Source organism: Hyphobacterium sp. CCMP332 (assembly GCA_014323545.1).
GTDB lineage: Bacteria > Bacteroidota > Bacteroidia > Cytophagales > CCMP332 > CCMP332.
In genome coordinates, this window is sequence record CP058647.1 from 1009300 (window position 1) to 1034425 (window position 25126).

The following is a 25126-nucleotide window of genomic DNA, read 5'->3' on the forward strand; positions in this document are numbered from 1 at the left end:
TTCAAATAATGGATTTATCGATGTGAAATTAAGTTTATCTTTGTGAAAATTGGGCAAACCGCGATGGAGATTGATATTTATACATTAAAAAATGGAATTCGACTGATTCATAAAAAGGTCAGAAACACTAAAGTCTCGCATTGCGGTATATTTTTCGATGTTGGTAGCCGCGATGAAAATGAATTGGAATGTGGGATGGCGCATTTTTGGGAGCATATGGCTTTCAAAGGAACAAGAAAAAGAAAAGCATTTCATATAATCAACAGACTGGAATCACTTGGCGGTGAAATTAATGCTTACACTACCAAAGAGAAAATATGTTTTTACGCCAGTACACTTGATAGTCATTTTGAAAAATCGATAGAACTATTAAAAGATATCTCATTTCATTCGGTTTTCCCCGAAAAAGAAATCAACAAAGAAAAAAGTGTCATTCTTGAAGAAATGGGTATGTATTATGACAGCCCCGAAGATTCTATCCATGATGACTTTGAAGAGCTCTTGTTCCGAGGTCATCCCCTTGCGCATAATATCCTTGGCTATCCTGATACCATAAAGAATTTTCGCCAGTCCGATATTGTAAATTTCATTGGGAAAAATTTAAATACTCATAAAACGGTAATTAGTGTTGTAAGCAGTATTTCACCGATTCTGGTTAAGCGATATTTTGAAAAGTATTTTAATGAAATTCCTGAAAAAATAAATTTTCCAAAAAGACCCGCTTTTTTATCAAGTGAAGTAAAAATCAAGGAGGAACAAAAAAATATAAGCCAAACATATTGCGTGATAGGACAGGAAGCACTCTCCTACTCAAATGAAGAAAGACTTCCGCTTTTTCTTCTAATTAATATTTTAGGAGGACCTGCGCTTAATTCCAGATTGAATTTAAGCCTCAGGGAAAAATACGGTTTGGTGTATAATATCGATGCAAGTCTTAATACTTATACCGACACAGGTCATCTAAATATTTCTTTCAGCACTGAAAGATCGCAATTGGAAAAAAGTAAAAAGCTGATTTTCAAAGAATTGAAACGACTAAGAGAAAATAGGCTTGGAATTAAACAATTGCACATGGCCAAAGAACAACTGATGGGTCAAATTGCAATTGCCGAAGAAAATAACGTGAGTTTTATGCTCATGATGGGACGTAGTCTGATTGATATGGATAGAATTGAAGACCTAAATGAAATATTTGAAAAAATTAAAACAATTGATTCAGATACACTTCTTGAAATTGCCAATAAATATCTCATTGAAGATAAATTCAATATTCTGACATTTCTTCCTAAAAACTAAATGGAACTATTTTCCCAGGAACTTCTCACTTACATAGATGCGCATACGAGCAGTGAAGGTGATTTACTTAAAAATCTGGACCGCGAAACTAATTTAAAAGTAATGATGCCCAGGATGCTTTCAGGCAAAGTGCAGGGTCGTTTCCTTTCTTTCATATCAAAAATACAGAAACCCAGACGCATTCTGGAAATAGGAACCTATACCGGCTATGCCACTATTTGCCTGGCAGAGGGATTGGCGGAAGGAGGGAAAATTTATACTATCGACAAGAATATTGAATTAAAAGCAATGGTGGAAAAATATTTCAAAGAAGCCGGAATTGCCGATTCTGTCAATTATTTAAATGGAAACGCCATTGAAATTATTCCTGAACTTAAAGAAGAGTTTGATTTAATTTTTATTGATGCCGATAAAGTCAATTATAAAAATTATTACGAATTATGCATGCCCAGGCTGTCAAAAAACGGACTAATTATAGCTGATAATGTATTGTGGAGTGGTAAAATAACCGATCAGAAAGCAGATAAAAGCACTAAAGCCTTACAGGAATTCAATGACTTGGTTCAGGCTGATAATAATGTAGAAAATGTGCTCCTTTCCATTCGAGACGGCCTGATGATATTAAGAAAAAAATGAAGAAGACATTAACTATTGTTTTAGTTTTTATTTTGTGTAAGTCCTTTTCACAAATCCCGCAGGTTCCATCACATATGGAACTGGGAAATATGAAACTAAAAATTACGAGTGGGGCACAAAAAATCCTTCAGGATCACGTTGACGAGTTGCATAAAAATGACAAATACATTCAGAAAGTAGCTGATAAAGCACATCTATATTTTCCAATCATTAGTAAAATATTTTATGAAGAAGGTGTTCCGGATGAGTTTAAATATTTATGCATTCAGGAAAGTGGCTTTAGCGCGGACGCCGTTTCAAGTTCAAATGCAGTCGGTTTTTGGCAATTCAAAGATTTTACAGCCAGAGAAGTCGGTTTATTTGTAGAAAATGATGCCGATGAACGGAAACACATCATTTATTCCACTAAGGGAGCAGCAAAATATTTGAAAAAAAATTACTTCTACCTTAAAAATTGGGTTTATACCTGTCAATCATATCAAATGGGTCTTGGGGGTACTCAAAGATCTGTTGATCAATCTCTTTTTGGTGCAGAAAAAATGACTATAGACAAAGATACCTATTGGTATGTAATGAAATTTCTAGCGCACATTATTGCTTATGAAGATATTCTAAAAAGAAAGCCTGCTTTTGAAATTGAAGAATTAAGACCTGTATTAGTTAATAGCGGAGAGAAATTGAGCGATATCGCCAATAATAATTTTGTAAGTCTCGATATATTGGAGCAAAATAATATCTGGTTAAACAGAAGCAGACTTCCATCCTACCGTGAATCCTATTATGTAATGATTCCGGGAGAATCCAGACTCGCCGATAACAAAAATCAAAATCTTGAGACCATTACTATCGAGCTGGAAGAAAGCGATCCGCAGGAAATAACGAGAATAGCTAATCGACGCGTCGTCAATCCTACCATTAGAATAATTCTGAAAATAAATAATAAGAAAGCAATTTTATCCAATTCAGGTGATAGTCCGGTTACGCTTGCCTTACGTGGCGGAATTACCAAAGACCAATTGTTAAAATACAACGATATGATTCCTGGCGAAGAAATTGTTTCCAATATGGTTTATTATCTACAACCAAAGAATAGCAGAAGTAAAATCAGCAGACATATAACTAAAGAAGGAGAAAGTTTATGGGAAATTTCTCAAAAATACGGTGTTAAGAAAAAATCATTGGTAAGAAAAAACCGGCTTAAATTAGGCGAAGAACCAAAAACAGGCAGAATTTTGTATTTGAGAAAGAAAATGCCTAAGGATGCAGAAATCGAATATGTAAAAGTAAAAAACACTATTAAAGTAATTGAACAACAGAGCGATTCGCTTAAGTCAATTCAATCAGATACACCTGAAGTAAACTTATCTGAAGACAAAGCAAACGAGATCTTAACTGATTCATTAAATAAAAAATTAGAAAAGGATACTAGCGCATTACCTGTGGAAAAAAATATTGAAACAGAAGCTGAGGAAATTTCAATTAAGGAAAATTTAGAAAAAAACACATCAGATTCAAATCAAGAATTAAAGTCCGAAAATACATCTTTTATTCACACTGTGAGTGCCGGAGAAACCTTGTATTCCATTTCCAAAAAATACGATGTTAAGGTGGAGGAACTTGTTGAATGGAATCAATTAAATAATCTCTCTTTGTCGATTGGTCAAGAGATCAAAATATTAAAAAATTAATCCAGGGACTTCATAATCCAGGCCTTCTTTTCTTTATAAAAAAGTCTGTCATTGCATTTGTAAATAGCTGCAAACTTTTTGTCAATTACCAATTCACCTTTAGAATTAATCAGCTGCCAGTAATCGTTCTTTTTCAAAGCTATTAGATCGACATCAAGCTGCTTTATTTCATCATAGGATACCGGCCTGATCTGTTGTGCATTTTCGTCGTAGTATCCATATTTATCTGATTTTTTAACTATAAACGAACCGAATTTAGTTGGAATAATAGCTTGAAACTCTATTGGTATTAAAGTTTTGTCATTCAAGTTTTTAATCCCAGTCAATTGATTTTTCCAAACCTGAACAAAATTTTCAGAAAGCACTTCTAGGCTATCATTTAAAGGTTGGAGGATAAATCTTTCTTTTTGATCCAGGAGGCCCCATTTAGAGCGAAACTTAAATGGGATATAATTGAATACCTGACTGTCGAAATTCTCGAACTGGGTTGAAATCTTCAAAACACCATTATGATCAACAATTCCGGATAGACCGTTTCTATAAACCTGCCATCTTTTCGTGTCATAAGAATAGAGATCATTGTAGTAATCACTCAATTGAAAAGTAAAATTACCATTGGTATCAATAATGCCTAGTTTGGAATTTTTTTTAATTACAAAATAGCCGTTTTGGAATGAGCTTATGCTATCATAAGAATTTAGTAATATCTTTTTCCAATTATCGGAATTGTACAATACCCAAGCACTTTGCTTTTTAAGAATTATGGAGAAAGGCCCATTTATTGAAATGTCTTGGAATTCCTCATTTATTATTTTATTTAACTTCAAATTGTGAAGCGTCCACTTGTTTGATTTATTTTTTAAGGCGATTACCGAATCATTTACAGAAATTACCGAATCGATTTGACCCATTGAATTAAGAAACCCGGTTTTACCGAAAAACTTAATAGAATCGGAATCCAGGCTACAATTCAATGTATCGTTGATCTTAATTACATTTTTATAAACAGGGTCGAGAATCCATTTTTTATTAACTAAATCAAATGTTCCGTATTTCCCGCTTCGACATAGTTTTATTTCATTTTCAGAAAATTTGAAAAAACTCGAATCTATGTTTGATACAATTGCAGAATTTGCAGATAAGTCCCTTAGGGTCCACTTTTCATTTTTAGTTTTATAGAGTATTAAATTGCTTTCATTTATTGTTTTGTAATCCAATATATCATCTGAAAGAATATTAAGCGTTTTTGAGAGCAATTGAAATTGAGGAGCTTTTGAATGGTAAATTTTAACATAGGGTTTGCTAAAAACAATTGAATCACCATCAGAGATATTAAACTTTTTTAATGATTTACAATTCCAGATAAAATAATTCGGGCCTTCTTCAATTATGAATAAATCATCTGCCAATTCATTTTTAATTTCAAAATTTAGATTCTTGTTTGTTTTAAAATCAGCGTCTGACTCAATCCACGGGCTGGATGGTAGATACTGCATAGTATTGTTTCCTATTACATACCTGATCTCTTCATATCCATTTTCATCTATCGGATTTGCTCTTGAATCCAACTGATACCAAAGCATCTGATTTTTTACTTTTATATATTCCGAATTTAAACTTTCAACGATTCTATAAACACTATCAGATTGTATAGTCCCTTCATAATTAAATAGTTTATAAGCCCTTTCAGAACTGTTCTTAGCTGCAATCAGGGCATTGCTCAAAGGAATAACCTCATCATAGTATTGTTCTTTTGGAGCCTTATTATTTATATCTATCCAGGTCCAGTTCTTATCGTTTCTATACACTGCAAAATGCCCACCTTGGCCATACTCAAGACTATCCCATTCATTTTTGAACAGCCGTCCAGATGCTGAAATCAAACCCCAATGTTTATCTTTTAAATATGCCAAGAGTCCATTTTCATCATGATAAAAAATCTTCTTTGGAGGGATCAGGTTATTACTTAATGAGAGGTTGTTTTTGTTCCATTGATAATAACCATCATTGCTCCAGCCGATATAGTTAAGCTTAGGTTTTACAATGTACTCACCATCTATATTTATTAATCCCCACTTCCCATTGGTTATAATTTTGGCCTTTCCTACCTTAAACGAAAATGCCTTATCAAATTTAGGGCTGATTATAAACGATTCGCTCTTATCGATAAACCCGTATTTTCCATTTGAACTCTTTCTTGGAATTAATTCATTCTGAGCCTCAAGAATGTTTTGGCCTACAACCAAAAAGAAGCATGTAATAAAAAAAAGAAAAATTCTTTGTTTCAAACGACGTGACACTTTAAAAAAACCTCCAAAATATTTCCCAAGAAGAAAGCTAAGAAAAACCAAATTCAGAATTACAAATAAATTCGAATGGATAAGTTTATCGAATCTACTGCAAGTATAAGCCCCAACAATAAAGTCTCAAAAAATATTCGACAGCATTGAAAAACAGCTATTTATATTTAATTCATTCCATAATTAATTTCAAAAAAACAAAATTATTTTTATGTGGATTTGAAAGAAAATGTTAAGTTTAACATCTGAAATATGGATCAGCACATCGCTGTGAAAGAATTTCGATTTTTTAGTTTACACGATAGTAATCATCCAGAAAAGTTATCTGCACCGTGGATAACTTTTTTTATTGACCTCTTTTCTGATAAATTATCATCAGAAAAAAACCATTATTTTTTTCCAATCAATTGATTATCAATATTTTAAAAAACACACTTATATACAATAGTTCCATGCAATAGAACAGCAAGTTTGTAAATAATGTATGTTTAACTAATTTTCGGGCTGAACCTTTCAGAAAATTAAGATGGATTTACAGCAGTTAATTAATATAATAGGAAAAAAGGGTAAAAGGAATGCAGTTATTCTTAGCAGTCAGAATGCAAAATCCGATGATCTCAGGGTTCACGACCTCTATACAGGGCTAAAAACTGCTCAGTACAAAGATGAAAGACACGCCGCTCAAAAAATATTTAATACAGATACTGCTGACAAAAATTACATTAAATTAAGGTCAAAATTAAAAGACGCCCTCTTTCACAACCTCTTTTTTTTAAATTATGACAATGACAAACACCCTCAATTTTCACAGGTAGAGTATGAGGTAAGAAAAAATCTTTTGCAGATAAAAATATTGCTGCGAGAAGGTGATAAAGAAAATGCTGAATGGTTGTTAATGAGGACAATAAAATTAGCAGAGAAATATCATTTTACTGCTGAACTTTTGGAATCCTATAGCCTTTGGCGAAATCAAATTTCTTATTCCGGAAACCTATCCAAATTTGAAACGGTCAACAACATGGTTATTCGCTATGAAAAAATTAGCGCGGCAGAGAAAAGAGCTGAGTATTTATTGTACGCCTCGATGTGCAACATTCTAAAATCCCTTGTCAATAAAAGACGATTTGTTAACAAATTCAAAATCTGGGTAAAGGAAATTGAAGATTTAAGAAAAAAATACAATACACCGAATTTATTATTAACAGAATTCAGACTTAAATCAAATTATTACGCCTTGAGCTCAGATTTTGAATCACTTTTAAAATTGTGCAATGACACAGAGAAAAGTTATTCAAAAGATTCTAATTCTGTACTCCAGACAAAGCGATCTGAAATAGCTTTAAATAAGATCATAGCCTGTTTGAATCTCAAGGAATTTGAAGAAGGCAAAAAACATGTTAAGAAAAGCCTTAAATACTTCAATAAGGATAATAATAACTGGTTTACATTTATGGAGAACTATTTCATTCTCTGTATGCGCACCGGGAATTTTAATAAGGCCGGAGAAGTATTGGATGAAGTCAAATCCAATGTATTTTTTAGAATTCAATCAGAACTGGCCCGTGAAAGATGGTACATATACCAAGGTTATTTTGCATTCGTAAGACCGGATCATAAGCCTAAATTTCAAATTCAAAGCTTTTTAGGTAAAATCCCGGAATTCAATAAAAACATGTTCGGATACAATGCTGCCATATTAATAATCCATTTTTTCCACCTCTTAAAGGAAAATGACTTTGAAGAGCTGCACATAAGAATGGATGAGATGAAAAAGTATATTGGAAAGCAAATTAGTCGTTCGGGAAATGAAAGATTGCAAAGTTTCTTGCGATTGTTGCAGGTAGCACATCAAACAGGATTTAATTACAAGGTTACGGTAGAAAAATCTCAGAATTATTTAAAGAAACTCAAACGCTTTAAAGGTAGAGCAGAAGCTTTCGAAGAATTGGAAATAATGCAATACGAAGATCTCTGGCAAATACTTTTGCAATTGCTAAAGGAAAGAAGCAGAAATTATATACGAATAAATTAATTTACTTTGACCTAATTGCGATTACAGGATCAAGCCGTGCTGCGACCACTGCAGGGAAAATTCCTGAAAAAACACCTACAATTCCCGCTACTCCCAGGCCGAGGACTATGTTTTTAAACGAAAGCGTGAGATTCAATGCACCTGTTGGTGCAAAAGTGACCAGATAAACCAGTAACAATCCCGCAGCTCCGCCAATTATGCTCAAAAAGAGAGCTTCAAATAAAAATTGAAATAATATAAAGAAATTCTTTGCTCCCAGTGATTTTTGAATTCCAATTAGATTAGTTCGTTCTTTTACAGATACAAACATAATATTGGCAATACCAAAACCGCCTACCAAAATTGAAAAGCCACCGATAATCCAACCGCCAATCCCAATTACATCAAATACTGAGGTTACTATATTGGCCAGCATTTCAGGACGGTTAATCGCAAAATTGTCTTTCTCCTTTGGCTTCAAACCACGAATTCTGCGCATGTTACCGCGTATTTCATTCTCCAGTTCAATTAATCCCAAATCATCTTCAAATCCCTTCACTGCAATTCTGGGCATGGTTCCTCCTCGACCTTTGATTTTGAAAATTTTCGTAAAAGAGCCAAGTGGAATAAAAATATTTGTATCATTGCTCGGGGCATTTAAGATATTTTCACCCTGTTTTTCCATAACTCCTATTACATAGAATTTTCGATTTACAACTTTAATGGTCTTTCCCAGTGCTTCCCGGTCGCCAAATAATTGCTCCTTAATTTTTGATCCTATAATGGCCACGTTTACAGCAGCATCAATTTCTCTTTGAGTAAAATACCGTCCCTCATCAATACGTATATCTGAAACTTTATTTTGTTCAAAGGTAACACCGAGCAAAGCGGCTTCATCAGTGCTGCTGTTTTTGTATTTTGAATTGACAGATCCACGCACTACAAAAAATGAAATGGCGCTGGAATTTTGAAGACGCTTTCCCAAAAGATCAAATTCTTCAATTTCAACAACGGGGCGTTTTAGAAAATCCCACCAGGGATCACCTGGTTTAAATTCATAGGGCCATTTTTCGATATAAATTACTTTATCACCTAAAAAACTGAGACTTTCCTTTACACTTTTTTCCAATGAATCTACAACGGTGAATACCGTTATAATGGCAAAAATTCCAATAGTAACCCCTAACAAAGACAAAATGGTTCTTAGCAAATTGGCCTTCAAAGCCTGAAAGGCAAATCGAAAACTTTCGTAACTCAAACGGAGAAATAGAAACATGTGAATTGACCTATTACGGAAATATAGAATTATTAACTCAATTTGTTAAATTTGCGACCTCATTTTTTAACCGGGTTCATTCCTTAAAAATACTTATGAAATTATCTGAATTTAAATTCGATTTGCCAGAAAAACTCATTGCTCAAAATCCTGCTGATGAAAGAGATCAGTCGCGACTTATGGTTGTCCATAAAGAGTCTGGTAAAATTGAACACAAAGTCTTCAAAGATATATTGGATTACTTTGATGACGGTGACGTAATGGTAATGAATAATACTAAAGTATTTCCTGCCAGATTATATGGAAACAAGGAAAAAACAGGTGCCAAAATTGAAGTGTTCCTTTTAAGAGAACTAAACAAGGAAGCCAGACTTTGGGATGTATTAGTTGATCCCGCCAGAAAAATAAGAGTAGGTAACAAATTGTATTTCGGTGAAGGAGAATTGGTCGCTGAGGTGATCGACAATACAACTTCAAGAGGAAGGACGATACGTTTTCTTTACGATGGAGAGGATGAACAATTCTATAAAACAATTAACGCCCTGGGCCTTACTCCTCTTCCAAAATATATAAATAGAGAAGCTTCTGAGACAGACAAAGAACGTTTCCAAACAATATTCGCATCCAATAAGGGAGCGGTGGCCGCACCGAGTGCCGGTTTACACTTTACTAAGCAAATTGTAAAGAGATTTGAAATAAAAGGAATTGATATTGTCCCAATTACGATGCATGTAGGTCTTGGAAGTTTTCGGGAAGTTGATGTTGAAGATTTGACCAAACACAAAATGGATTCTGAAAATTTTGAAGTTCCCGTTCATACCTGTAATGTTGTCAATAAAGCAATAGAAGATAAAAAAAGGGTATGTGCAGTAGGTACTACAACAATGCGTGCCATTGAATCTTCAGTATCGGCCAGTAATCGATTAAAGACCAATGCCGGTTGGACGGATAAATTTATTTTCCCTCCATATGATTTTAAAATTGCCAATGCCATGGTGACCAATTTTCAAACGCCTGAGTCAACACTTTACATGATGGCTTGTGCATTTGGTGGATACGAGCAAATCAGAGAAGCATATAAGGTAGCCATAAAAGAGAAGTATCGTTTTCTGGCTTATGGCGATGCTATGCTTATCGTCTAATTTTAAACGGTGTATTTTGCAATAATTACAGCGGGAGGTACGGGCCAAAGAATGGGCACCGAATCACCAAAACAATTTATTAAAATTGGTTCAAAGCCAATAATTGTTCATACAATTGAAAAATTTATTGCATTTAATTCTTCTATAAATCTCATTCTCACTTTGCCGGAAGAGTATTTTAATTCATGGCAAGAAATTAAGAATGAATATTTACCAAATCAGCAAATTACATTGGTGAAAGGTGGAATTTCCAGATTTGATTCTATAAAAAATGCCCTGGCCTTAATAGATGATCAAGAGGGAATAGTTGCAATTCACGATGCGGTAAGACCATTTCTAAGTCTTAAAATTATTGAGGATTGCTATGAAAGCGCGGAAAAAACAGGTTCAGGAGTAGCAGCCATTTCCTTAAAAGACTCTATCAGGGAAACGAATAGGAATAAGTCATTTGCCCGGGACAGAAACAACTATAAATTAATGCAAACACCTCAAACCTTTGATATTAAAAAGATAGTAAAAGCTTACACAAACGCTAAAGATAAATCCTTTACCGATGATGCCGGGGTTTGGGAAAATGCGGGATTCGAAGTTAATCTGGTTGAAGGTGGAAGATTGAATATCAAAATAACCTATCCTGAAGATTTACTATTGGCGGAAGCTATTTTAAAAGCTTAGGATCTTCGAGTATTTCCCTTTGATTTGTCAACTCATCCTCGGTGATTTCTTTCAAACTTAGATCGCCTGAGGTTAGATTTATAAAGCTTCCCTTAATATTTTTTAAATATTCTATATCATGTGTAACAAGAACAACAAGTTTATCCTGCTTGCTTTGCTCCGAAATAAGGTCAAAAACTTTTCTTTTGTTTTCTAAATCCAGTTGAGATGTAGGTTCATCCAGAACAATAATCGGTGTTTCCTGTATAAAGCTTTGACAGATCCACACTAATTGCTGTTCACCCCCGGATAATTCCTGAAAAAAACTATTTCTGTAACTAAGTATACCCAGTCTTTCTAACCAGAAATCAACTTTTTTATAATCTTCTGAATTGTAATTTCCAAAAACGGATTTGAATCGGTATCTGCCCATTACAACCAATTCACTAACTTTTAAATTAATTGATATTGAATTTTTTTGGTGCAGATATGAAATATTTGTTGCCCTTTCAGAAACGGATATTGATTTCAAATCAATTCCTCCCCATTTAATTAATCCTCTATAGGGCTGTTGTTGAGCAATACATTTTAATAAAGTGGTTTTCCCAGATCCATTTTTACCTAAAATGCAAAAGGTACCGGGATGAGAAGTGGATAAGCTCAGTTCATTAATTAAGACATCGTCATAACCGGAGCTTAGGTTTATTATTTCTAATTCAGCCAAAACACAGGCTAGTATTCGTCTTCATTGAAGAAAAAGTCATCTTTTGTTGGGTAATCAGGCCATATTTCCTCTATGCTTTCAAAAGGTTGGCCATCATCTTCCAGTTCCTGAAGGTTTTCTACCACCTCCATAGGTGCACCTGATCTTATTGAAAAGTCAATAAGTTCTTCCTTGGTTGCAGGCCATGGGGCATCTTCAAGATAAGAAGCAAGTTCTAGCGTCCAATACATATGTAATTCTTTTGCTGGCTTTAAATTTGAGCGCAAAAATAAATTTTAATTACAACTAAGCAACGCTTGCTAAATTTATTTGTTCCGTTATTTAAAATTGTTTTGAAAATGATCGCTAATTCTACTCAATTTCATTCAAGAGCGACTCTTTTATTTTTAACCGGAACTTTTGCCCTCTAAGTTTAGAAATCAGGTCCTGACTGCGTCTATCCTGATTTTCCATGACCCCGGATTGATTAAGATTATCTTCAAATAATTTTATTTCACCTTTATCTCTCCTGATCATTTCCTTTAAAGTAGATATACGAATAATTTTTTGTTCTGTCTTACTTTTTCCGGAAAAAACAGTATGTTTTTTCCTTATTTCAGTTTCAAGGTGATTTTTTTCAAAGATCAAGGCAATGGTTTCCCTGAATTTATTATAAATACTTCGTATTTCAGGAGCTGATGATTTGCCAGATTTTAACCATTTATCCTGAAGCTCTCTGGCCAAAGGTAAACTTTTGTCAATTGGCAACTCTTTTAGTTCTAGCGCCATACTTAAAAGTTTAGACTTTTGTTCGTGTAGTATTTTAAATTCTTCTTCATTCCTTTCATTGCTTTGATAACCTTGCCTTCGGGGGCTGCTATCTCTTTCGCGATAATTTGGCCTGTTTTGAAAATCTCTTCGATTATTTCCCTGATGCTGGCCAATTCGTCTCCTTCGTTTTGGATTTTTAAGATTTTGTATGCTCTTGGCTAATTTACCTTCCAGTGATTTCATCAGCCTTTCCGGAATTTCACCAATACTTTCCCAATCTTTCTTAATTCCCTGAATCCTATTAATTATCACATCCTTATCCTGCTCATACATTAATTTCCTTACCTGGGAGATTAAGTATTTATACTGTTTTGACCTTTCTGCAATGATTTTCCTCTTTTGTTCATTGTATTTCTTCTTTTCCTCAAAAAAATGATTTACAGTGTTGTGAAAGGTCTGTTCAAGTTCTTCCTGTTTATCTTCGACTACAGCCCCCGTCCTTACCCAATTAAGGCGCAACTCTTTCATTTTTTCGGCTGTTTCTTCCCAGTCTTTACTGTCTTTAAGCGCGAGGGCATCTTTCAAAAGTGCCTCCTTGATTTCGAGATTTTTAATTCTGTTTTCAGCAATGTTCTCCTGAAGCCTGGATTCTATTTTGTCCAAACGTTCTATCAATGCTTCAAAATCACCGATGCCCTTATAGGTTGCCATTTTATCCTTCATGTGAAGGAGTTTCATCAAAAACGAACCTTTATTGGTGGCTTCATCTACAGATTTTTCTAATTCTTCAACTTTTTCTTGTAAACTGAGAAATCGTTCGACAAAATACTGGATGCTTTTTTCTTTGGTTTCGCGGACAATGCCTATTTCAAGGTCCTTATTTTTTAAGAAAGCTTTTCTGAAAACTTTCCCATCCTTTACGTAACCGTATTCTTCAGGTTTATAATCTGGTTTCATGTCAGACATTATTAGACTTAATTTAAGTAATAATGAATTTTAAGTAGATTCAAGACAAATTCAGGACTTGTCTTTTCATTTCTTCATTAAAATCCGATCTTAGGATTATCTACAATTTTGTTTTGTAACTCAAAAATAATAAAAAAGCGCAAATGGCATTAATTTTACCCGTAAAGGGAAAAACTCCTAAAATTGGTAAAAATTGTTTCCTTGCTCCGAATTGCACTATAGTTGGAGATGTAGAAATAGAAGATAATTGTTCTATCTGGTTCAATGTGGTCATTAGAGGAGATGTAAATTCAATAAGAATTGGGAAACAATGCAATATTCAAGATGGAGCAGTATTGCATTGTACATATAAAAAAACACAAACCATACTTGGAGATAAAGTGTCAATAGGCCACAATGCAATTGTACACGGTTGTGAAATTGAAAATGATGTTCTGATCGGTATGGGGGCAATTGTTATGGACCGCAGTATAATCCATCAAAATTCTATTGTAGCTGCTGGTTCCGTTGTTTTGGAAGATACAATTGTTAAAGAAGGGTCCATTTTTGGAGGAATTCCGGCTAAATTTCTAAAAAATGTAGATAGTAAAAGGTCAGATGTATTTGAGAGAACGGCCAGGAATTATGTCAAATACGCCTCATGGTTTGATCCGAATATTAGGGAGATATAAAAATGAGAAAGCTCATTGATTAACAATGAGCTTTTTTTTAATTCTTGATTGTATTAATTATAAATTTTTAATGATTTCAGTACCAAATTCAGAACACTTTAGAAGTGTTGCCCCTTCCATCAATCTATGAAAATCATAAGTCACTTTTTTAGAAGCAATTGTTTTTGCAAGTGATGCGTAAATCAGGTCTGCTGCTTCTTTCCAGTTCATATACTCCAACATCAATGCACCTGACAATATCACAGAACCGGGATTCACTTTATCCTGACCTGCGTATTTTGGTGCAGTTCCATGTGTTGCTTCAAATATTGCTGCGCCGGTGGTATAATTGATATTTGCACCAGGTGCAATCCCTATTCCGCCTACAATGGCAGCAAGTGCATCAGAAACATAATCTCCATTAAGATTCAATGTGGCTATAACTGAGTATTCCGAAGGTCTCAATAAAATTTGTTGCAAAAATGCATCTGCTATTGAATCTTTGATTAATATTTTACCTGCGTCAGTGGCTGTTTTTTGCGCCTTGTCTGCTGCACTTTTCCCTTCTTTTTCAACAATCTGATCGTATTGTTGCCAGGTAAATACCTTATCGGAATAATCTTTTTCAGCAATATCGTAGCCCCATTTTTTAAAGGCGCCTTCGGTAAACTTCATAATATTTCCTTTGTGCACCAGAGTTACTGAAGGTTTCTTTGCTGCAATAGCGTAATCGATGGCTGCTTTTACCAATCTTTCGGTTCCTTCTTTGGAGACAGGTTTTATTCCAATTGAAGAAGTCTCCGGGAATCTGATTTTATTTACAGACATCTCATCCTTCAAAAACTTCTTAATTTTTTCAGCCTCCGGAGTCCCGTGCATGTATTCAATACCGGCGTAAATATCTTCGGTATTTTCCCTGAAAATGACCATGTCCGTTTTGCTTGGATCCTTTACCGGTGAAGGCACACCTTCAAACCATCTTACCGGCCTTACGCAAGCATAAAGATCTAATTCCTGTCTTAAGGCAACATTTAGTGATCTGATTCCACCACCTACCGGAGTTGTCAAAGGTCCTTTAATACCAACTAAATAGGTTCGGAATGCTTCTAGTGTCTCTTCCGGAAGCCAGGATCCGTTTTTATTAAAAGATTTCTCTCCAGCGAAAACTTCTTTCCAATCTATTTTTCGCTTTCCACTATAGGCTTTTTCCACAGCAGCATCCAACACTCTTTTTGATGAGGCCCAAATATCGGGACCGGTACCATCACCTTCTATAAATGGGACTATAGGATTATCTGGTACGTTTAACTTACCATTGGATATGGTTATTTTTTCTGACATCTTATAATGATATTGTGTTTAACAAAATGGAGCGTGAATTTAGGATTTTAAAACTCAAATTCTAAACCTAATCTCTTTTTTAGCTCTATCAAGGCGGGGTTTTTTTGCGACAGATAGTCAAACTTTTCCTGAGGAGTATAAACAGTCTTTACTTTTTCAAGTTCAATCCGTTTTATTTCCATCTGAAGGCTTTTATTTTTTACCTTTTTTCTGAGAAATAACAATAAATCCGATTTGATATCATTGTATCTGGCTTCATCGACAGGGCTGTCGATTATTATGTAAAGTTTTCCTTTTTCAAACTCAAATTCCTTTTGAAGAAGCTTGGCTTCGCCTATTTTATTTTTGGCTTTTAATACTTTGGTGTATTCTGTTATGGCTTTTCGAATATCCTTATCAGTGTAATTCTCATCTACAAAATCGAAATCATCTTCTTCTTCCTCTTTTTCAGTCTTGTTATTAAAATCATTAAGGTTAACAATAGGTTTTATTTTCGCTTTGATTTGTGATTTAGAGCCAAGGATGTTTTCCTTCTCAACATTGACTTTCTCTTGTGCTTGAGGCTTCGATATTTTGTTTTCCTTTTCCTTTTTATCTTCCTTGTCCTTCTCACTGGTAGATTCCATCAAATTGGAATCATCAGAATGAAATTCGTCAATGTTTTTTTCATCGGGCTCACTGCCGTAAGACTCAGAGAAATTTTCAAAGACCTGATTTGAGGAATTGTCTAATTCTGGCTTAGACTCAGGACTTTTTTTTTTGAGGCTTCTTCTTTCAAAGCCTCTCCATCAAGTAGAAACGGAATGTGCGCCATCTTCATTAGCGCTACTTCCACATGCAATCTCTGGTTTTTGGCAGATTTAAAATTTAGATCACATTGATTGCCCAGGTGAAGGGCTGTCATTAGAAATGAATAATCGGCCTTTTGACCTTGCGATTTATAGGTTTCAGCGAGCTTTTCGGTGACATCAAGCAAGGAAATGGTATTTTTATCTCGAGCCATTATCAGATTTCTAAAATGTTCGCTAAGGCCAAGGATAAAATTATGTTCATCAAATCCTTTTTTTAGGATTTCATCAAATGAAGTGAGGATTCCAGCAACATTCGAGCTTAAAATATCATCTGTAATCTTAAAATAATAGTCATAATCCAGAATATGTAAATTAGAAACCACATCCTGATAGGATATTTTGCTATCAGATGAATAGGTCACCATAAGATCAAACAATGAAAGTGCATCACGAAGTGCACCATCTGCTTTTTGAGCGATCAGATGCAATGCCTCTGCATCAGCGCTTACTTTCTCTTTATCAGCAATATTTTGAAGATGCCCGGAAATATCACTAACTCCAATTCTGTTGAAATCAAAAATCTGACATCTTGATAATATAGTTGGAAGTACTTTGTGCTTTTCAGTAGTAGCTAAAATAAATATGGCATAGGGCGGTGGTTCTTCAAGCGTTTTAAGAAATGCATTAAATGCCTGAGAGCTAAGCATGTGAACCTCATCAATGATGTAAACTTTGTATTTTCCAAATTGAGGTGGGTAGCGAACCTGATCGATTAAATTCCGAATATCATCAACAGAATTATTGGAAGCGGCATCGAGTTCATAAATATTCAATGCTGTACTATTTCCCTCCCCTCCTTTTTCATCAAAGTCATTAATTAATCTGGCGAGGATTCTTGCACAGGTAGTTTTACCCACACCTCTGGGTCCGCAAAACAATAGTGCCTGCGCTAAATGGTTGTGCTCAATCGCATTATTTAGGGTTGTTGTTATGTGCTCCTGTCCGACAACTTCTTCGAAATTAACAGGTCGGTATTTACGAGCGGATACAACAAAATTTTCCATGTTTCGAAAATAGTAAAAAGGACTAAGGTGCCTGAATAAATTATGAACATTTTTTCCACTTTTGCTGTATTAGTTTTGAATTGATTAAATCAGCTTAGGGAAAAACAAATTACATACCTTTGCAAAGTTCTTTGATATTTTGGGGCCGACCGGTTTTGACAGGAAGGCAAAATGCAATGCTTGCATACCGGGTGAAGAGTGTACATCCGCAATCAATATACTCGATTTTTACTTGGCGAATCTAATTACGCCATGGCCGCCTAATTCTGAATTGAATTCAGAATAGAGGCTTAATTGATTTTGGCAATAAACCAGAATCAGGCCACATCTCACCTGCCTACGCCTTGCTGGCGGGATTTTGGGGTGTCGAAACGCAAGACTAGTGCTGACCCATGTTGCCAAGTCAGTGCGAAAATATCGCAACTAGCCATAAACTAGGAGGTTGTCATCCGGGTTTATGGTAAAACTAAATTGACAACTATGTATGTAGACGGCCTTGGATTTCCTTGTCTGGACGTGGGTTCGACTCCCACCGGCTCCACCTTCGCTTGCCATAGCCCTTTAGGGCGCTTTGCTTCGCTAAAGCTACGCGAAAGCAAAGAAGGCAAGCTTTTATTTCAATATTCGACTTAATTCATTTCTAGTTCTACTAGCTCAAGCTTCGGTGCACTCAGTCCACTTAATTCTGAATACCATTTTCAATAATTAATTAGTCAACCACACAATTGTGTTAGTTGAATGCCAAATAATATAGGTTAAGAATTAAACTGATTTAATTGGAATTTCGATAGTAAATCTGGAACCTTTCCCCAATTCAGATTCTACTTTTATCTTACCCTTTAGCTTTTCCACCGAGTGTTTGACGATATACAATCCCAATCCTGATCCCGAACTAAAATTGGAAGCACGGTAAAACATTTTAAAAATATTCTGTAGTTCTTCTTTTGGAATTCCAATACCTTCGTCTTCGATGATAAATTGCAGTTTGTTATTTTTGACTGTACATTCAAAATGACATATCCTTTCGCTTTTCTTGCTATACTTAAAGGCATTGGAAATCAAGTTTAACAGGATAATCCTCATCCGTATAGGATCGCCACTTATTTGTTTGTCAAGATTTATTTTCTTCTTTAAAATATTTTTTTCACCGAAGGATGTCATTTCAAGATCTTTTTCGATGGTTACTATTATATCTTCGATATCGACCTGCCTGACTCCTATGGGACTTCTGGTGTTTTGAAAATAATCCGTTATTTCCCTGATGGTTTCATCCAGTCTTACAATTGATTTTTCAATCAATTCCAGATAAGCCAATTTTGTTTCATTGTCAATATCGTGCCGTAACAGATTTACAATTCCCAAGGTTGATGACAATGGAGATCTTAAATTGTGTGAGGTGCTGTAAACAAAATAATCCATTTCCTCATTGACCTGCTTTAATTGAGCGTTTTTTTCTGAAAGTGATATTTGATGACTTTTGATGTCAGTGTAATCCCTATTAATTCCTATAATCTTTACAAGTCTTCCTTTTTCATCATTTATTGGCCTTGCACTTCCATTGATCCATCTCACTTCTCCGTCCGGTCTTTTTATGCGAAACTCGATATTAAAAACTTCCTCTCCCTGAAATACTTTTCCCATGGCTTGCAAAGCCAATTCATAGTCTTCGGGAAATACAAGTGTGGTCCAAAAATTATAATCTATCTCAAATTGCTCCCTACTGATACCATAGATATCTAAAAGCACATCATTCCAAATTATTCTATTGGTTTCAGGATCCATCTCCCAAATCCCCAATTCAGCAGTGTCTACTGCAAGATGTAAATCCTCATTTAAACGATTTAGCAATAATTCATTTTTTTTGCGATCTGTTATATCCTTGGATACTCCTGCTATGGCAATCACTTTGTTGTACTCATCAAACATTGGAGTCAGTAAGACATCCAGCCAGAGCACCTTCCCATCACTTCTTTCGAGTTTCCAGTCTAATCGCAGTTCTGAAATTTCACCTTCCTGTAAACGCTCAGCTATCTTCTCAATTTTAAAATCGGGATTTCTTTCCTCAACTCTTTTGCCTATCATTTCTTCACGTGGAATCGCAAAGATATTTTCTGCACCTTTATTCCAATACAATACCTCTCCGTTGAGGTCAATGATAATAATGCTGTCGTTCAGATTATCAATTAACTGAAAAAGCTGGTCAGAAATTGTTTGTTGCTTTTCAAAAGGCATGCAGCAGAAAAAATAATTATTGTTTGTTGTTATACAATTCAGTAATATCTGAATTTTCTATTTAAAAACCATAGGTTTTAATTCATCTTTTCAAATTTTTTTAGTAAAAGGTAAATGAATTATTATGAAGGGAAAATTTATTTATTAGAAAATTGAGATGGAATCTGAACTTTTCATTCGAAATTGAAATTATTACCTACGATCGATTATATGCGTAAATCACTTTTACTCTTAAGTCTTGGCCTGATACTAACATCATTCACTTTTGCCGGAAGTTCAAAAAATGAAAATCCGGAAGATAATCTTGTGTTCTCACATGAAAATTACAAACTGGAAAATTTCAGTTTTATCTCAAAGAACTTTTCAATCGGGCTGGTCAATTCATCTTTTCAAAAACAAAGTCTGGTAATTCTCTACAATAAAGAAAATCTGATCGTAGATTCCATTTTTACAGATTGGAAAGTTGAAAAAATCATACCGGAAGATGATTCCTCTTTTTATTTAGTAAGTGAAAATCAAACCATTAATTGTTTGATTCGAAACAACAACCTTTTTATAAATGGAATGTATGCCGGTAATAACAGCAACATGGCATATGAAAAACTGGCCTATTATTCTCTGCCATTGAATAGGGGTGAATTTCAAATTGTAAAAAGTTCGCAGACTAAAAAAGAATTTGCTCTCCAGCTAACTAAGCAGGATAATTCATTGATTTATTACCCGTTTTCACAAAGAAAAAAACAAATTGATATAGACCTTTTTGCAACGCAAAATGACATTTACGTATATCTTCCAGATAAACAAAAATTAATTCAGGTCGATAAAGAAAAACGTCAGTTTGATGAAATCATTTTAAGCAAAGCCGGTGGCTCCTGGTTGTTCTATCACGACTATATCGAAAACCAATCGTATTTGTTAAATAAGTATAAATCAGAGCGAAAATTATATACATTGGACAGCAATAGTGAATTGGAATTTATAAAAGATCTCGATTTTATCCCCGAAGCAATTTTTAATGGGTCGCTTCATAAAAAAACTGAAAAGGGTAAAAACTATTCTCATTATTTAATCCCACTCAAGGCCAAAGACAAAGAAAAAACTATACATTTGAAAGGTGTGACCATTAGTTCTGAATAGAATCCTTAAATGACACTTTTCAAGACAAATACAAAAGTATTATTTGTCCTTTGCACAATATTATTGAGTTTATTCTTGATTGAAAGTGCGCATTCACAATTCGATGAACTAAAAGTTAACCTCAGCAATGCAAGGGGTTCGAAATTCAAGGCCACTTACATTCCACCTGAGGGATTTCGCAATGACCCCATTCAATTCAGACGCTATTCCAGACTTTGCTATTTCCCACTTTTAAAACACTCCTTTATTTCAAAGCCAAAAGCCTACGATTCAAACAATCAAAGAATTAAGGTAAATAGCTCAGATGATAGGTTTATTCCTCAAGAAAAGGTTGCCTTTTGGGAATACTTTATTGATGCCTCTAAATTTCCTGAATATATTAATCTGCCATTGCGTAGTACAATTATTTCAGGTAAGAGCGCACTAATCTACCCGAGCCTCTTTTATCCCTTTCTTGATAAACCGGAGTTAAGTCATAGAATAGCCATTAAAGATGATATTTCTAAAGACAGTTCCACTATTGAGAGAATTGACTTTGAAGAGTACCTGGATATAGATGAGTTTATATACAGTACTTATGCCAAACAATTAACCATTAGTGACTCAATTGACTTTCACATAAATCTACTTGGTCGATTCAATAAATTAGATGAATTTGAAATTCAATCAATTATTGAACAAATAGTACTGGCTTTTAAAAAAACTACGGGAAAGAATTTACCGCAAAATTTTGAATTCAATATTTCGGAAGCATCCCTTGATAGATCAAATAAACTTCCTGTTTCGGCGGTTTACAAAAATTCCATAACTGTAATGGTCGACAAGTCATTTGATGAATACCAGCAAAAAACCATAATTATAGAAAACAGCATGTGGCAATTATTCAGATGGTTGAGCCCCATACACAGTCATGATTCAAGCTGGGCCTATCTCGATCCTAAAAATGGCAAGCACTCTATCCACCTTTGGTATTATGAAGCTGTAACCGAATACCTGTCCTTGATATGTCTGATTAAAAATAAATTGATTTCAGAGTCTTATTTCACCCAAACGATTCAAAAAAAAGTCAGCAGGAGTCTGAAAGAACCCAGTTACAGTTTGATTCAATTGGGGAAAGATTTTAGTTCACAATCAGGAAAAATTCAGATTAAGAATAATCTAAAGGCCTATGATGTTTTAAGTAATCGGGGAGTAATCGCAGCACTTATAATGGATATTGTATTATTGAATGAATCCAATGGATACAATGGCTTACTTCAGGAATATTTAAATATTCACAAAACATATGAGAGTGATGCTTTTCCAACGGATCGTTTTATAAGTCTAATTGCAAAAGGTCACAGCAAGGATTTTAAAATTGTATTGGAAAAATATGTATTGGGAATCGATCAGTTTCATTTAAAAAGTTATTTTGAGTTGATCGACTGGCAATTTTTTAGAAAAGGAGAAATTCATAAATCCTTTATGAAAAGAGGACATCTCACCTATTTCCCTGAAATTGAAAAATACGTTTGCACCTCAGCCGGAAAAAATAATGTAGGCCTTGAAAAGGGTGATATAATCTTATCCATTAATAATGACACACAGATAAGTACATTTGATTTAAATGAAATAATTCTACCGGCCAAAGGGGGTTTTAGAAATGAAAACAGGGTGAAAATAGAAATTTTCAGAGATGGGAAGGAAATGGTTTTGAGAGGAAAAGCTGAATTCAAAGCAAAAGTTAAGAATGATATTATCATTCCTTTGTTTAATCCCAGCAGTGATGGCTATCAACTGCGAAAATCAATGATCCATTAAAAAAGCCCCTTATACGAACAATTTCGATAATAAGAGGCTTTTCATTAAGCAAAAAATTATTAACCGATTGAGACTCTTTTAAAATCGGTTACAGTTAAACCTTTCGAAACTGAATCAAGATATTTGGAAACAGACATGCTTCCATCTTTCACAAAATCCTGGTTTAAAAGCGTATTTTCTTTGTAAAACTTATTGAGCTTACCCATGGCAATTTTTTCCAATAAGTTATCTGGTTTACCTTCGGCCTTGGCTTGTTCTTTACCGATTTCAATTTCTTTTTGAATAATTTCAGCATCAACACCGTCTTTATCCAAAGCAACCGGATTCATAGCAGCAATTTGCATAGCTACATCCTTGGCAGCATCTTCAACAGATGCGCCATTTGTATTTTCCATAGCTACTAAAACACCGAGTTTGCTGCCCAGGTGAATATAGGGCACTACCTTCTCTCCTTTTACATGTTCAAAGGCACTGATCTCTATTTTCTCACCGATTTTACCAATCATGTCAGTAATATGTTCATTGACTGATCTACCCCCAATGCTTAAAGCCATGATTTCTTCAACACTTGATGGCTTTTCAGAGGCGACCTTATTGATGATGTTTTCGCCGAGCTTTACGTACTCTTCATTTTTTGCGACAAAATCCGTTTCGCAGTTCAAGGCTATCATAAAACCTTCGCTTCCATCCGAACTGGTGCTGACAAAAACCGAACCTTCAGAAGATTCCTTATCGGCCCTTTTCGCTGCAACTTTTTGCCCTTTCTTTCTTAATATTTCTACTGCGGCATCAAAATCGCCATTTGATTCAACAAGTGCTTTCTTGCAGTCCATCATCCCTGCACCTGTTGCTTTTCTTAATTCATTAACTTCTTTAGCGCTAACTGACATTTTTTAAATTTTTATGATTTAAACAAAAAAACATTGAGTCGCGAAACCCAATGTTTTAATTTCTTATTATGAATTTTCAAGGGTTTGTTTAAGACTCTTTCGCTGTTGATTCTTTTTCTTCAACAACTTCTTCGCCTTTATCCTCTTTTATCTTCTGCTCTTCCTCTTCCTTGAGTTTTTGCTCCTCACGTTCTTTCTTTCTTTCATCCAAACCATCTTCAATTGCAGAAGCTATGTAAGAAATGATAAGATTGATAGATTTAAAAGCATCGTCATTGGCAGGAATTGGAAAATCAGCCACATCCGGATCCGAATTGGTATCGACCATTGCAAATACCGGGATGTTTAATTTCTGAGCTTCGGCTACGGCAATATGCTCTTTCTTAACATCAATTATAAAAAGTGCTGCCGGAAGTCTTGTGACATCTTCTATACCACCTAAAACTCTTTTAAGTTTTTCCTTCTCCCTGGTTTTCATCAATCGCTCTCTTTTCGCAAGATTTTCAAACGCTTCATCTTTCATGAGCTTTTCAATCGATTGCATTTTTTTAAGCGACTTTCTCACTGTTACAAAATTGGTAAGCATTCCGCCTAACCATCTTTCTGTAACGTATGGCATTTTAAGTCTTTTGGCTTCAGTTTCAACGACGTCCTGTGCCTGTTTTTTAGTAGCTACAAACATTACTTTCCTTCCGGATTTCACTACATTTTTTATGGCAAAGGCTGCAGCTTCCATGCTGGCCAGAGTTTTATTTAGATCGATTAAATGAATCCCATTTCTCTCCATGAAAATGTACGGAGCCATTTTTGGATTCCATTTTCTTGTCAGGTGACCAAAGTGTACACCTGCATCTAAAAGTTCTTTATATGTTACTTCCTTCATTTAAGAATTAACGTTTACTGAATTGGAAACTTCTTCTTGCTTTTCTCTTACCGTATTTCTTTCTTTCAACCATTCTTGGGTCTCTGGTAAGTAAGCCATCTTTCTTTAACAATGGTCTGTTTTCTTCATCAATTTCAACTAGTGCTTTAGAAATTGCGAGTCTTACGGCCTCAGCCTGACCATTAAATCCACCTCCTCTTACATTTACATGAAGGTCGTAATTCCCTTTGGTATTTGTAAGTTCAAATGGTTGGTTGATAATTAATTGAAGTACTTCTGTAGGAAAGTATTCTTTATAATCTTTGTTATTGACTTCAATTTTCCCCTTGCCTTCTTTCATGTAAATTCTGGCAATTGAGGTTTTTCTTCTTCCGAGTGAGTTTATTACGCTCATAGATTAAAGTTCTAATGTTTTTGGTTTCTGCGCTTCATGCGGATGCTCCGTTCCTGCATACACATAAAGATTGGTAAACATCTTGCGACCCAATTTATTCTTAGGAAGCATTCCCCTCACCGCTCGTTCTACAACCTTTTCAGGCGTTTTTGCCAAAACAGTTTTTGGAGTACTTATCCTCTGTCCACCCGGATAACCAGTGTGTCGGATGTATTGTTTATCTTCTAATTTCTTTCCGGTCAATCTGATTTTTTCAGCATTGATCACAATCACATTATCACCACCATCTATATGCGGTGTGAAGCTCGCTTTGTGCTTACCTCTGATAATTGAGGCAACTTTTGAAGCAAGTCTTCCTAGTACCTGGGAATCAGCGTCTACAATGACCCAATCCTTTTGGACATCTTCTTTTCTCTGTGACTTCGTTGTGTAACTTAAAGTATTCAAATCTCGAATAAATTTACGCGTTTCGAAAAAACGGAGTGCAAATGTAGGGACATT

General features: G+C 34.8%; 22 protein-coding genes and 1 other RNA gene. 10 read left to right on the plus strand and 13 right to left on the minus strand.

Annotated features, from left to right (window positions below; all coding sequences use genetic code 11):
* Positions 1-63: 63 nt before the first annotated feature.
* Genes HZR84_04330 through HZR84_04340 form a run of 3 tightly spaced genes read left to right on the plus strand, consistent with a single transcriptional unit; the run spans position 64 to position 3620 of the window.
* Positions 64-1296, plus strand: coding sequence for an insulinase family protein (locus HZR84_04330; protein QNL23187.1), 1233 nt, complete (start codon positions 64-66; stop codon positions 1294-1296).
* Positions 1297-1932: a class I SAM-dependent methyltransferase gene (locus HZR84_04335; protein QNL21196.1), complete on the plus strand. Its 636-nt coding sequence runs from the start codon at positions 1297-1299 to the stop codon at positions 1930-1932.
* A complete protein-coding gene (locus HZR84_04340) occupies positions 1929-3620 on the plus strand; it encodes a LysM peptidoglycan-binding domain-containing protein (protein ID QNL21197.1) in 1692 nt (563 codons plus the stop codon). The genes HZR84_04335 and HZR84_04340 overlap by 4 nt, the downstream gene beginning before the upstream one ends.
* Here the strand turns inward: HZR84_04340 and HZR84_04345 are convergent.
* Entirely contained in the window at positions 3617-5866 is a 2250-nt protein-coding gene (locus HZR84_04345) for a WG repeat-containing protein (protein QNL21198.1), read from the minus strand. The genes HZR84_04340 and HZR84_04345 overlap by 4 nt on opposite strands.
* Positions 5867-6446: 580 nt before the next feature.
* Between HZR84_04345 and HZR84_04350 the strand changes: the two genes are divergently transcribed.
* On the plus strand, positions 6447-7952 hold the full coding sequence (locus HZR84_04350; GenBank protein QNL21199.1) for a hypothetical protein: 1506 nt from the start codon (positions 6447-6449) through the stop codon (positions 7950-7952).
* 1 nt (position 7953) lies between these two features.
* Here the strand turns inward: HZR84_04350 and HZR84_04355 are convergent, their stop codons facing one another.
* Entirely contained in the window at positions 7954-9207 is a 1254-nt protein-coding gene (locus tag HZR84_04355) for an ABC transporter permease (protein QNL21200.1), read from the minus strand.
* A gap of 95 nt (positions 9208-9302) precedes the next feature.
* On the opposite strand from HZR84_04355, the gene queA reads away from it, so the two are divergent.
* Together queA and HZR84_04365 are read left to right on the plus strand one after the other, a co-directional pair.
* Positions 9303-10349, plus strand: a complete 1047-nt coding sequence (queA, locus tag HZR84_04360) for a tRNA preQ1(34) S-adenosylmethionine ribosyltransferase-isomerase QueA (GenBank protein ID QNL21201.1) — start codon at positions 9303-9305, stop codon at positions 10347-10349.
* A 51-nt stretch (positions 10350-10400) separates the two neighbouring features.
* A complete protein-coding gene (locus HZR84_04365) occupies positions 10401-11024 on the plus strand; it encodes a 2-C-methyl-D-erythritol 4-phosphate cytidylyltransferase (protein ID QNL23188.1) in 624 nt (207 codons plus the stop codon).
* Here HZR84_04365 and HZR84_04370 read toward each other — a convergent pair.
* The 3 genes from HZR84_04370 to HZR84_04380 form a co-directional block, all read right to left on the minus strand.
* Positions 11008-11727 carry an ABC transporter ATP-binding protein gene (locus HZR84_04370; protein ID QNL21202.1) on the minus strand — a complete coding sequence of 240 codons (720 nt, stop codon included), beginning with the start codon at positions 11725-11727 and terminating at the stop codon, positions 11008-11010. The two genes, HZR84_04365 and HZR84_04370, sit on opposite strands and share 17 nt — an antisense overlap.
* A gap of 8 nt (positions 11728-11735) precedes the next feature.
* Entirely contained in the window at positions 11736-11957 is a 222-nt protein-coding gene (locus HZR84_04375) for a DUF2795 domain-containing protein (GenBank protein QNL21203.1), read from the minus strand.
* A gap of 121 nt (positions 11958-12078) precedes the next feature.
* On the minus strand, positions 12079-13434 hold the full coding sequence (locus HZR84_04380; GenBank protein QNL21204.1) for a DUF349 domain-containing protein: 1356 nt from the start codon (positions 13432-13434) through the stop codon (positions 12079-12081).
* A 152-nt stretch (positions 13435-13586) separates the two neighbouring features.
* Here HZR84_04380 and HZR84_04385 point away from each other — a divergent pair, with 152 nt between their 5' ends.
* Positions 13587-14114: a gamma carbonic anhydrase family protein gene (locus tag HZR84_04385; protein ID QNL21205.1), complete on the plus strand. Its 528-nt coding sequence runs from the start codon at positions 13587-13589 to the stop codon at positions 14112-14114.
* Positions 14115-14171: 57 nt separating this feature from the next.
* Here HZR84_04385 and icd read toward each other — a convergent pair whose 3' ends face one another.
* From icd to dnaX, 3 genes are all read right to left on the minus strand, one after another.
* Complete coding sequence (icd, locus tag HZR84_04390; GenBank protein ID QNL21206.1) at positions 14172-15434, minus strand: NADP-dependent isocitrate dehydrogenase; 1263 nt, start codon at positions 15432-15434, stop codon at positions 14172-14174.
* Positions 15435-15481: 47 nt separating this feature from the next.
* A complete protein-coding gene (locus HZR84_04395; GenBank protein QNL21207.1) occupies positions 15482-16060 on the minus strand; it encodes a hypothetical protein in 579 nt (192 codons plus the stop codon).
* A 101-nt stretch (positions 16061-16161) separates the two neighbouring features.
* On the minus strand, positions 16162-17289 hold the full coding sequence (gene dnaX / locus HZR84_04400; GenBank protein QNL21208.1) for a DNA polymerase III subunit gamma/tau: 1128 nt from the start codon (positions 17287-17289) through the stop codon (positions 16162-16164).
* Positions 17290-17430: 141 nt separating this feature from the next.
* Here dnaX and ssrA point away from each other — a divergent pair.
* Positions 17431-17833, plus strand: a transfer-messenger RNA (tmRNA) gene (gene ssrA, locus HZR84_04405).
* Positions 17834-18051: 218 nt separating this feature from the next.
* Here ssrA and HZR84_04410 read toward each other — a convergent pair.
* Positions 18052-19521 carry a PAS domain S-box protein gene (locus HZR84_04410; protein ID QNL21209.1) on the minus strand — a complete coding sequence of 490 codons (1470 nt, stop codon included), beginning with the start codon at positions 19519-19521 and terminating at the stop codon, positions 18052-18054.
* 183 nt (positions 19522-19704) lie between these two features.
* Here HZR84_04410 and HZR84_04415 point away from each other — a divergent pair, with 183 nt between their 5' ends.
* On the plus strand, positions 19705-20658 hold the full coding sequence (locus HZR84_04415; GenBank protein QNL21210.1) for a hypothetical protein: 954 nt from the start codon (positions 19705-19707) through the stop codon (positions 20656-20658).
* Between the two features lie 9 nt (positions 20659-20667).
* Positions 20668-22458 carry a hypothetical protein gene (locus HZR84_04420; protein ID QNL21211.1) on the plus strand — a complete coding sequence of 597 codons (1791 nt, stop codon included), beginning with the start codon at positions 20668-20670 and terminating at the stop codon, positions 22456-22458.
* Between the two features lie 59 nt (positions 22459-22517).
* On the opposite strand, the gene HZR84_04425 is transcribed toward HZR84_04420, so the two are convergent.
* From HZR84_04425 to rplM, 4 genes are all read right to left on the minus strand, one after another.
* Positions 22518-23348, minus strand: a complete 831-nt coding sequence (locus HZR84_04425) for an elongation factor Ts (GenBank protein QNL21212.1) — start codon at positions 23346-23348, stop codon at positions 22518-22520.
* An 88-nt stretch (positions 23349-23436) separates the two neighbouring features.
* Positions 23437-24231: a 30S ribosomal protein S2 gene (gene rpsB, locus HZR84_04430; GenBank protein QNL21213.1), complete on the minus strand. Its 795-nt coding sequence runs from the start codon at positions 24229-24231 to the stop codon at positions 23437-23439.
* A 7-nt stretch (positions 24232-24238) separates the two neighbouring features.
* Positions 24239-24625, minus strand: coding sequence for a 30S ribosomal protein S9 (gene rpsI, locus HZR84_04435; protein ID QNL21214.1), 387 nt, complete (start codon positions 24623-24625; stop codon positions 24239-24241).
* 3 nt (positions 24626-24628) lie between these two features.
* Positions 24629-25072: a 50S ribosomal protein L13 gene (gene rplM / locus HZR84_04440; GenBank protein QNL21215.1), complete on the minus strand. Its 444-nt coding sequence runs from the start codon at positions 25070-25072 to the stop codon at positions 24629-24631.
* Positions 25073-25126 lie beyond the last annotated feature (54 nt).

What these genes read in the sequence shown, in the direction of transcription:
- HZR84_04330 (QNL23187.1), top strand. Translation starts at nt 64, where the DNA reads ATGGAGATTGATATTTATACATTAAAAAATGGAATTCGACTGATTCAT.
- HZR84_04335 (QNL21196.1), top strand. Translation starts at nt 1,297, where the DNA reads ATGGAACTATTTTCCCAGGAACTTCTCACTTACATAGATGCGCATACG.
- HZR84_04340 (QNL21197.1), top strand. Translation starts at nt 1,929, where the DNA reads ATGAAGAAGACATTAACTATTGTTTTAGTTTTTATTTTGTGTAAGTCC.
- HZR84_04350 (QNL21199.1), top strand. Translation starts at nt 6,447, where the DNA reads ATGGATTTACAGCAGTTAATTAATATAATAGGAAAAAAGGGTAAAAGG.
- HZR84_04355 (QNL21200.1), bottom strand. Translation starts at nt 9,207, where the DNA reads ATGTTTCTATTTCTCCGTTTGAGTTACGAAAGTTTTCGATTTGCCTTT.
- queA (QNL21201.1), top strand. Translation starts at nt 9,303, where the DNA reads ATGAAATTATCTGAATTTAAATTCGATTTGCCAGAAAAACTCATTGCT.
- HZR84_04365 (QNL23188.1), top strand. Translation starts at nt 10,401, where the DNA reads ATGGGCACCGAATCACCAAAACAATTTATTAAAATTGGTTCAAAGCCA.
- HZR84_04375 (QNL21203.1), bottom strand. Translation starts at nt 11,957, where the DNA reads ATGTATTGGACGCTAGAACTTGCTTCTTATCTTGAAGATGCCCCATGG.
- HZR84_04380 (QNL21204.1), bottom strand. Translation starts at nt 13,434, where the DNA reads ATGAAACCAGATTATAAACCTGAAGAATACGGTTACGTAAAGGATGGG.
- HZR84_04385 (QNL21205.1), top strand. Translation starts at nt 13,587, where the DNA reads ATGGCATTAATTTTACCCGTAAAGGGAAAAACTCCTAAAATTGGTAAA.
- icd (QNL21206.1), bottom strand. Translation starts at nt 15,434, where the DNA reads ATGTCAGAAAAAATAACCATATCCAATGGTAAGTTAAACGTACCAGAT.
- HZR84_04395 (QNL21207.1), bottom strand. Translation starts at nt 16,060, where the DNA reads ATGGAATCTACCAGTGAGAAGGACAAGGAAGATAAAAAGGAAAAGGAA.
- dnaX (QNL21208.1), bottom strand. Translation starts at nt 17,289, where the DNA reads ATGGAAAATTTTGTTGTATCCGCTCGTAAATACCGACCTGTTAATTTC.
- HZR84_04410 (QNL21209.1), bottom strand. Translation starts at nt 19,521, where the DNA reads ATGCCTTTTGAAAAGCAACAAACAATTTCTGACCAGCTTTTTCAGTTA.
- HZR84_04420 (QNL21211.1), top strand. Translation starts at nt 20,668, where the DNA reads ATGACACTTTTCAAGACAAATACAAAAGTATTATTTGTCCTTTGCACA.
- HZR84_04425 (QNL21212.1), bottom strand. Translation starts at nt 23,348, where the DNA reads ATGTCAGTTAGCGCTAAAGAAGTTAATGAATTAAGAAAAGCAACAGGT.
- rpsB (QNL21213.1), bottom strand. Translation starts at nt 24,231, where the DNA reads ATGAAGGAAGTAACATATAAAGAACTTTTAGATGCAGGTGTACACTTT.
- rpsI (QNL21214.1), bottom strand. Translation starts at nt 24,625, where the DNA reads ATGAGCGTAATAAACTCACTCGGAAGAAGAAAAACCTCAATTGCCAGA.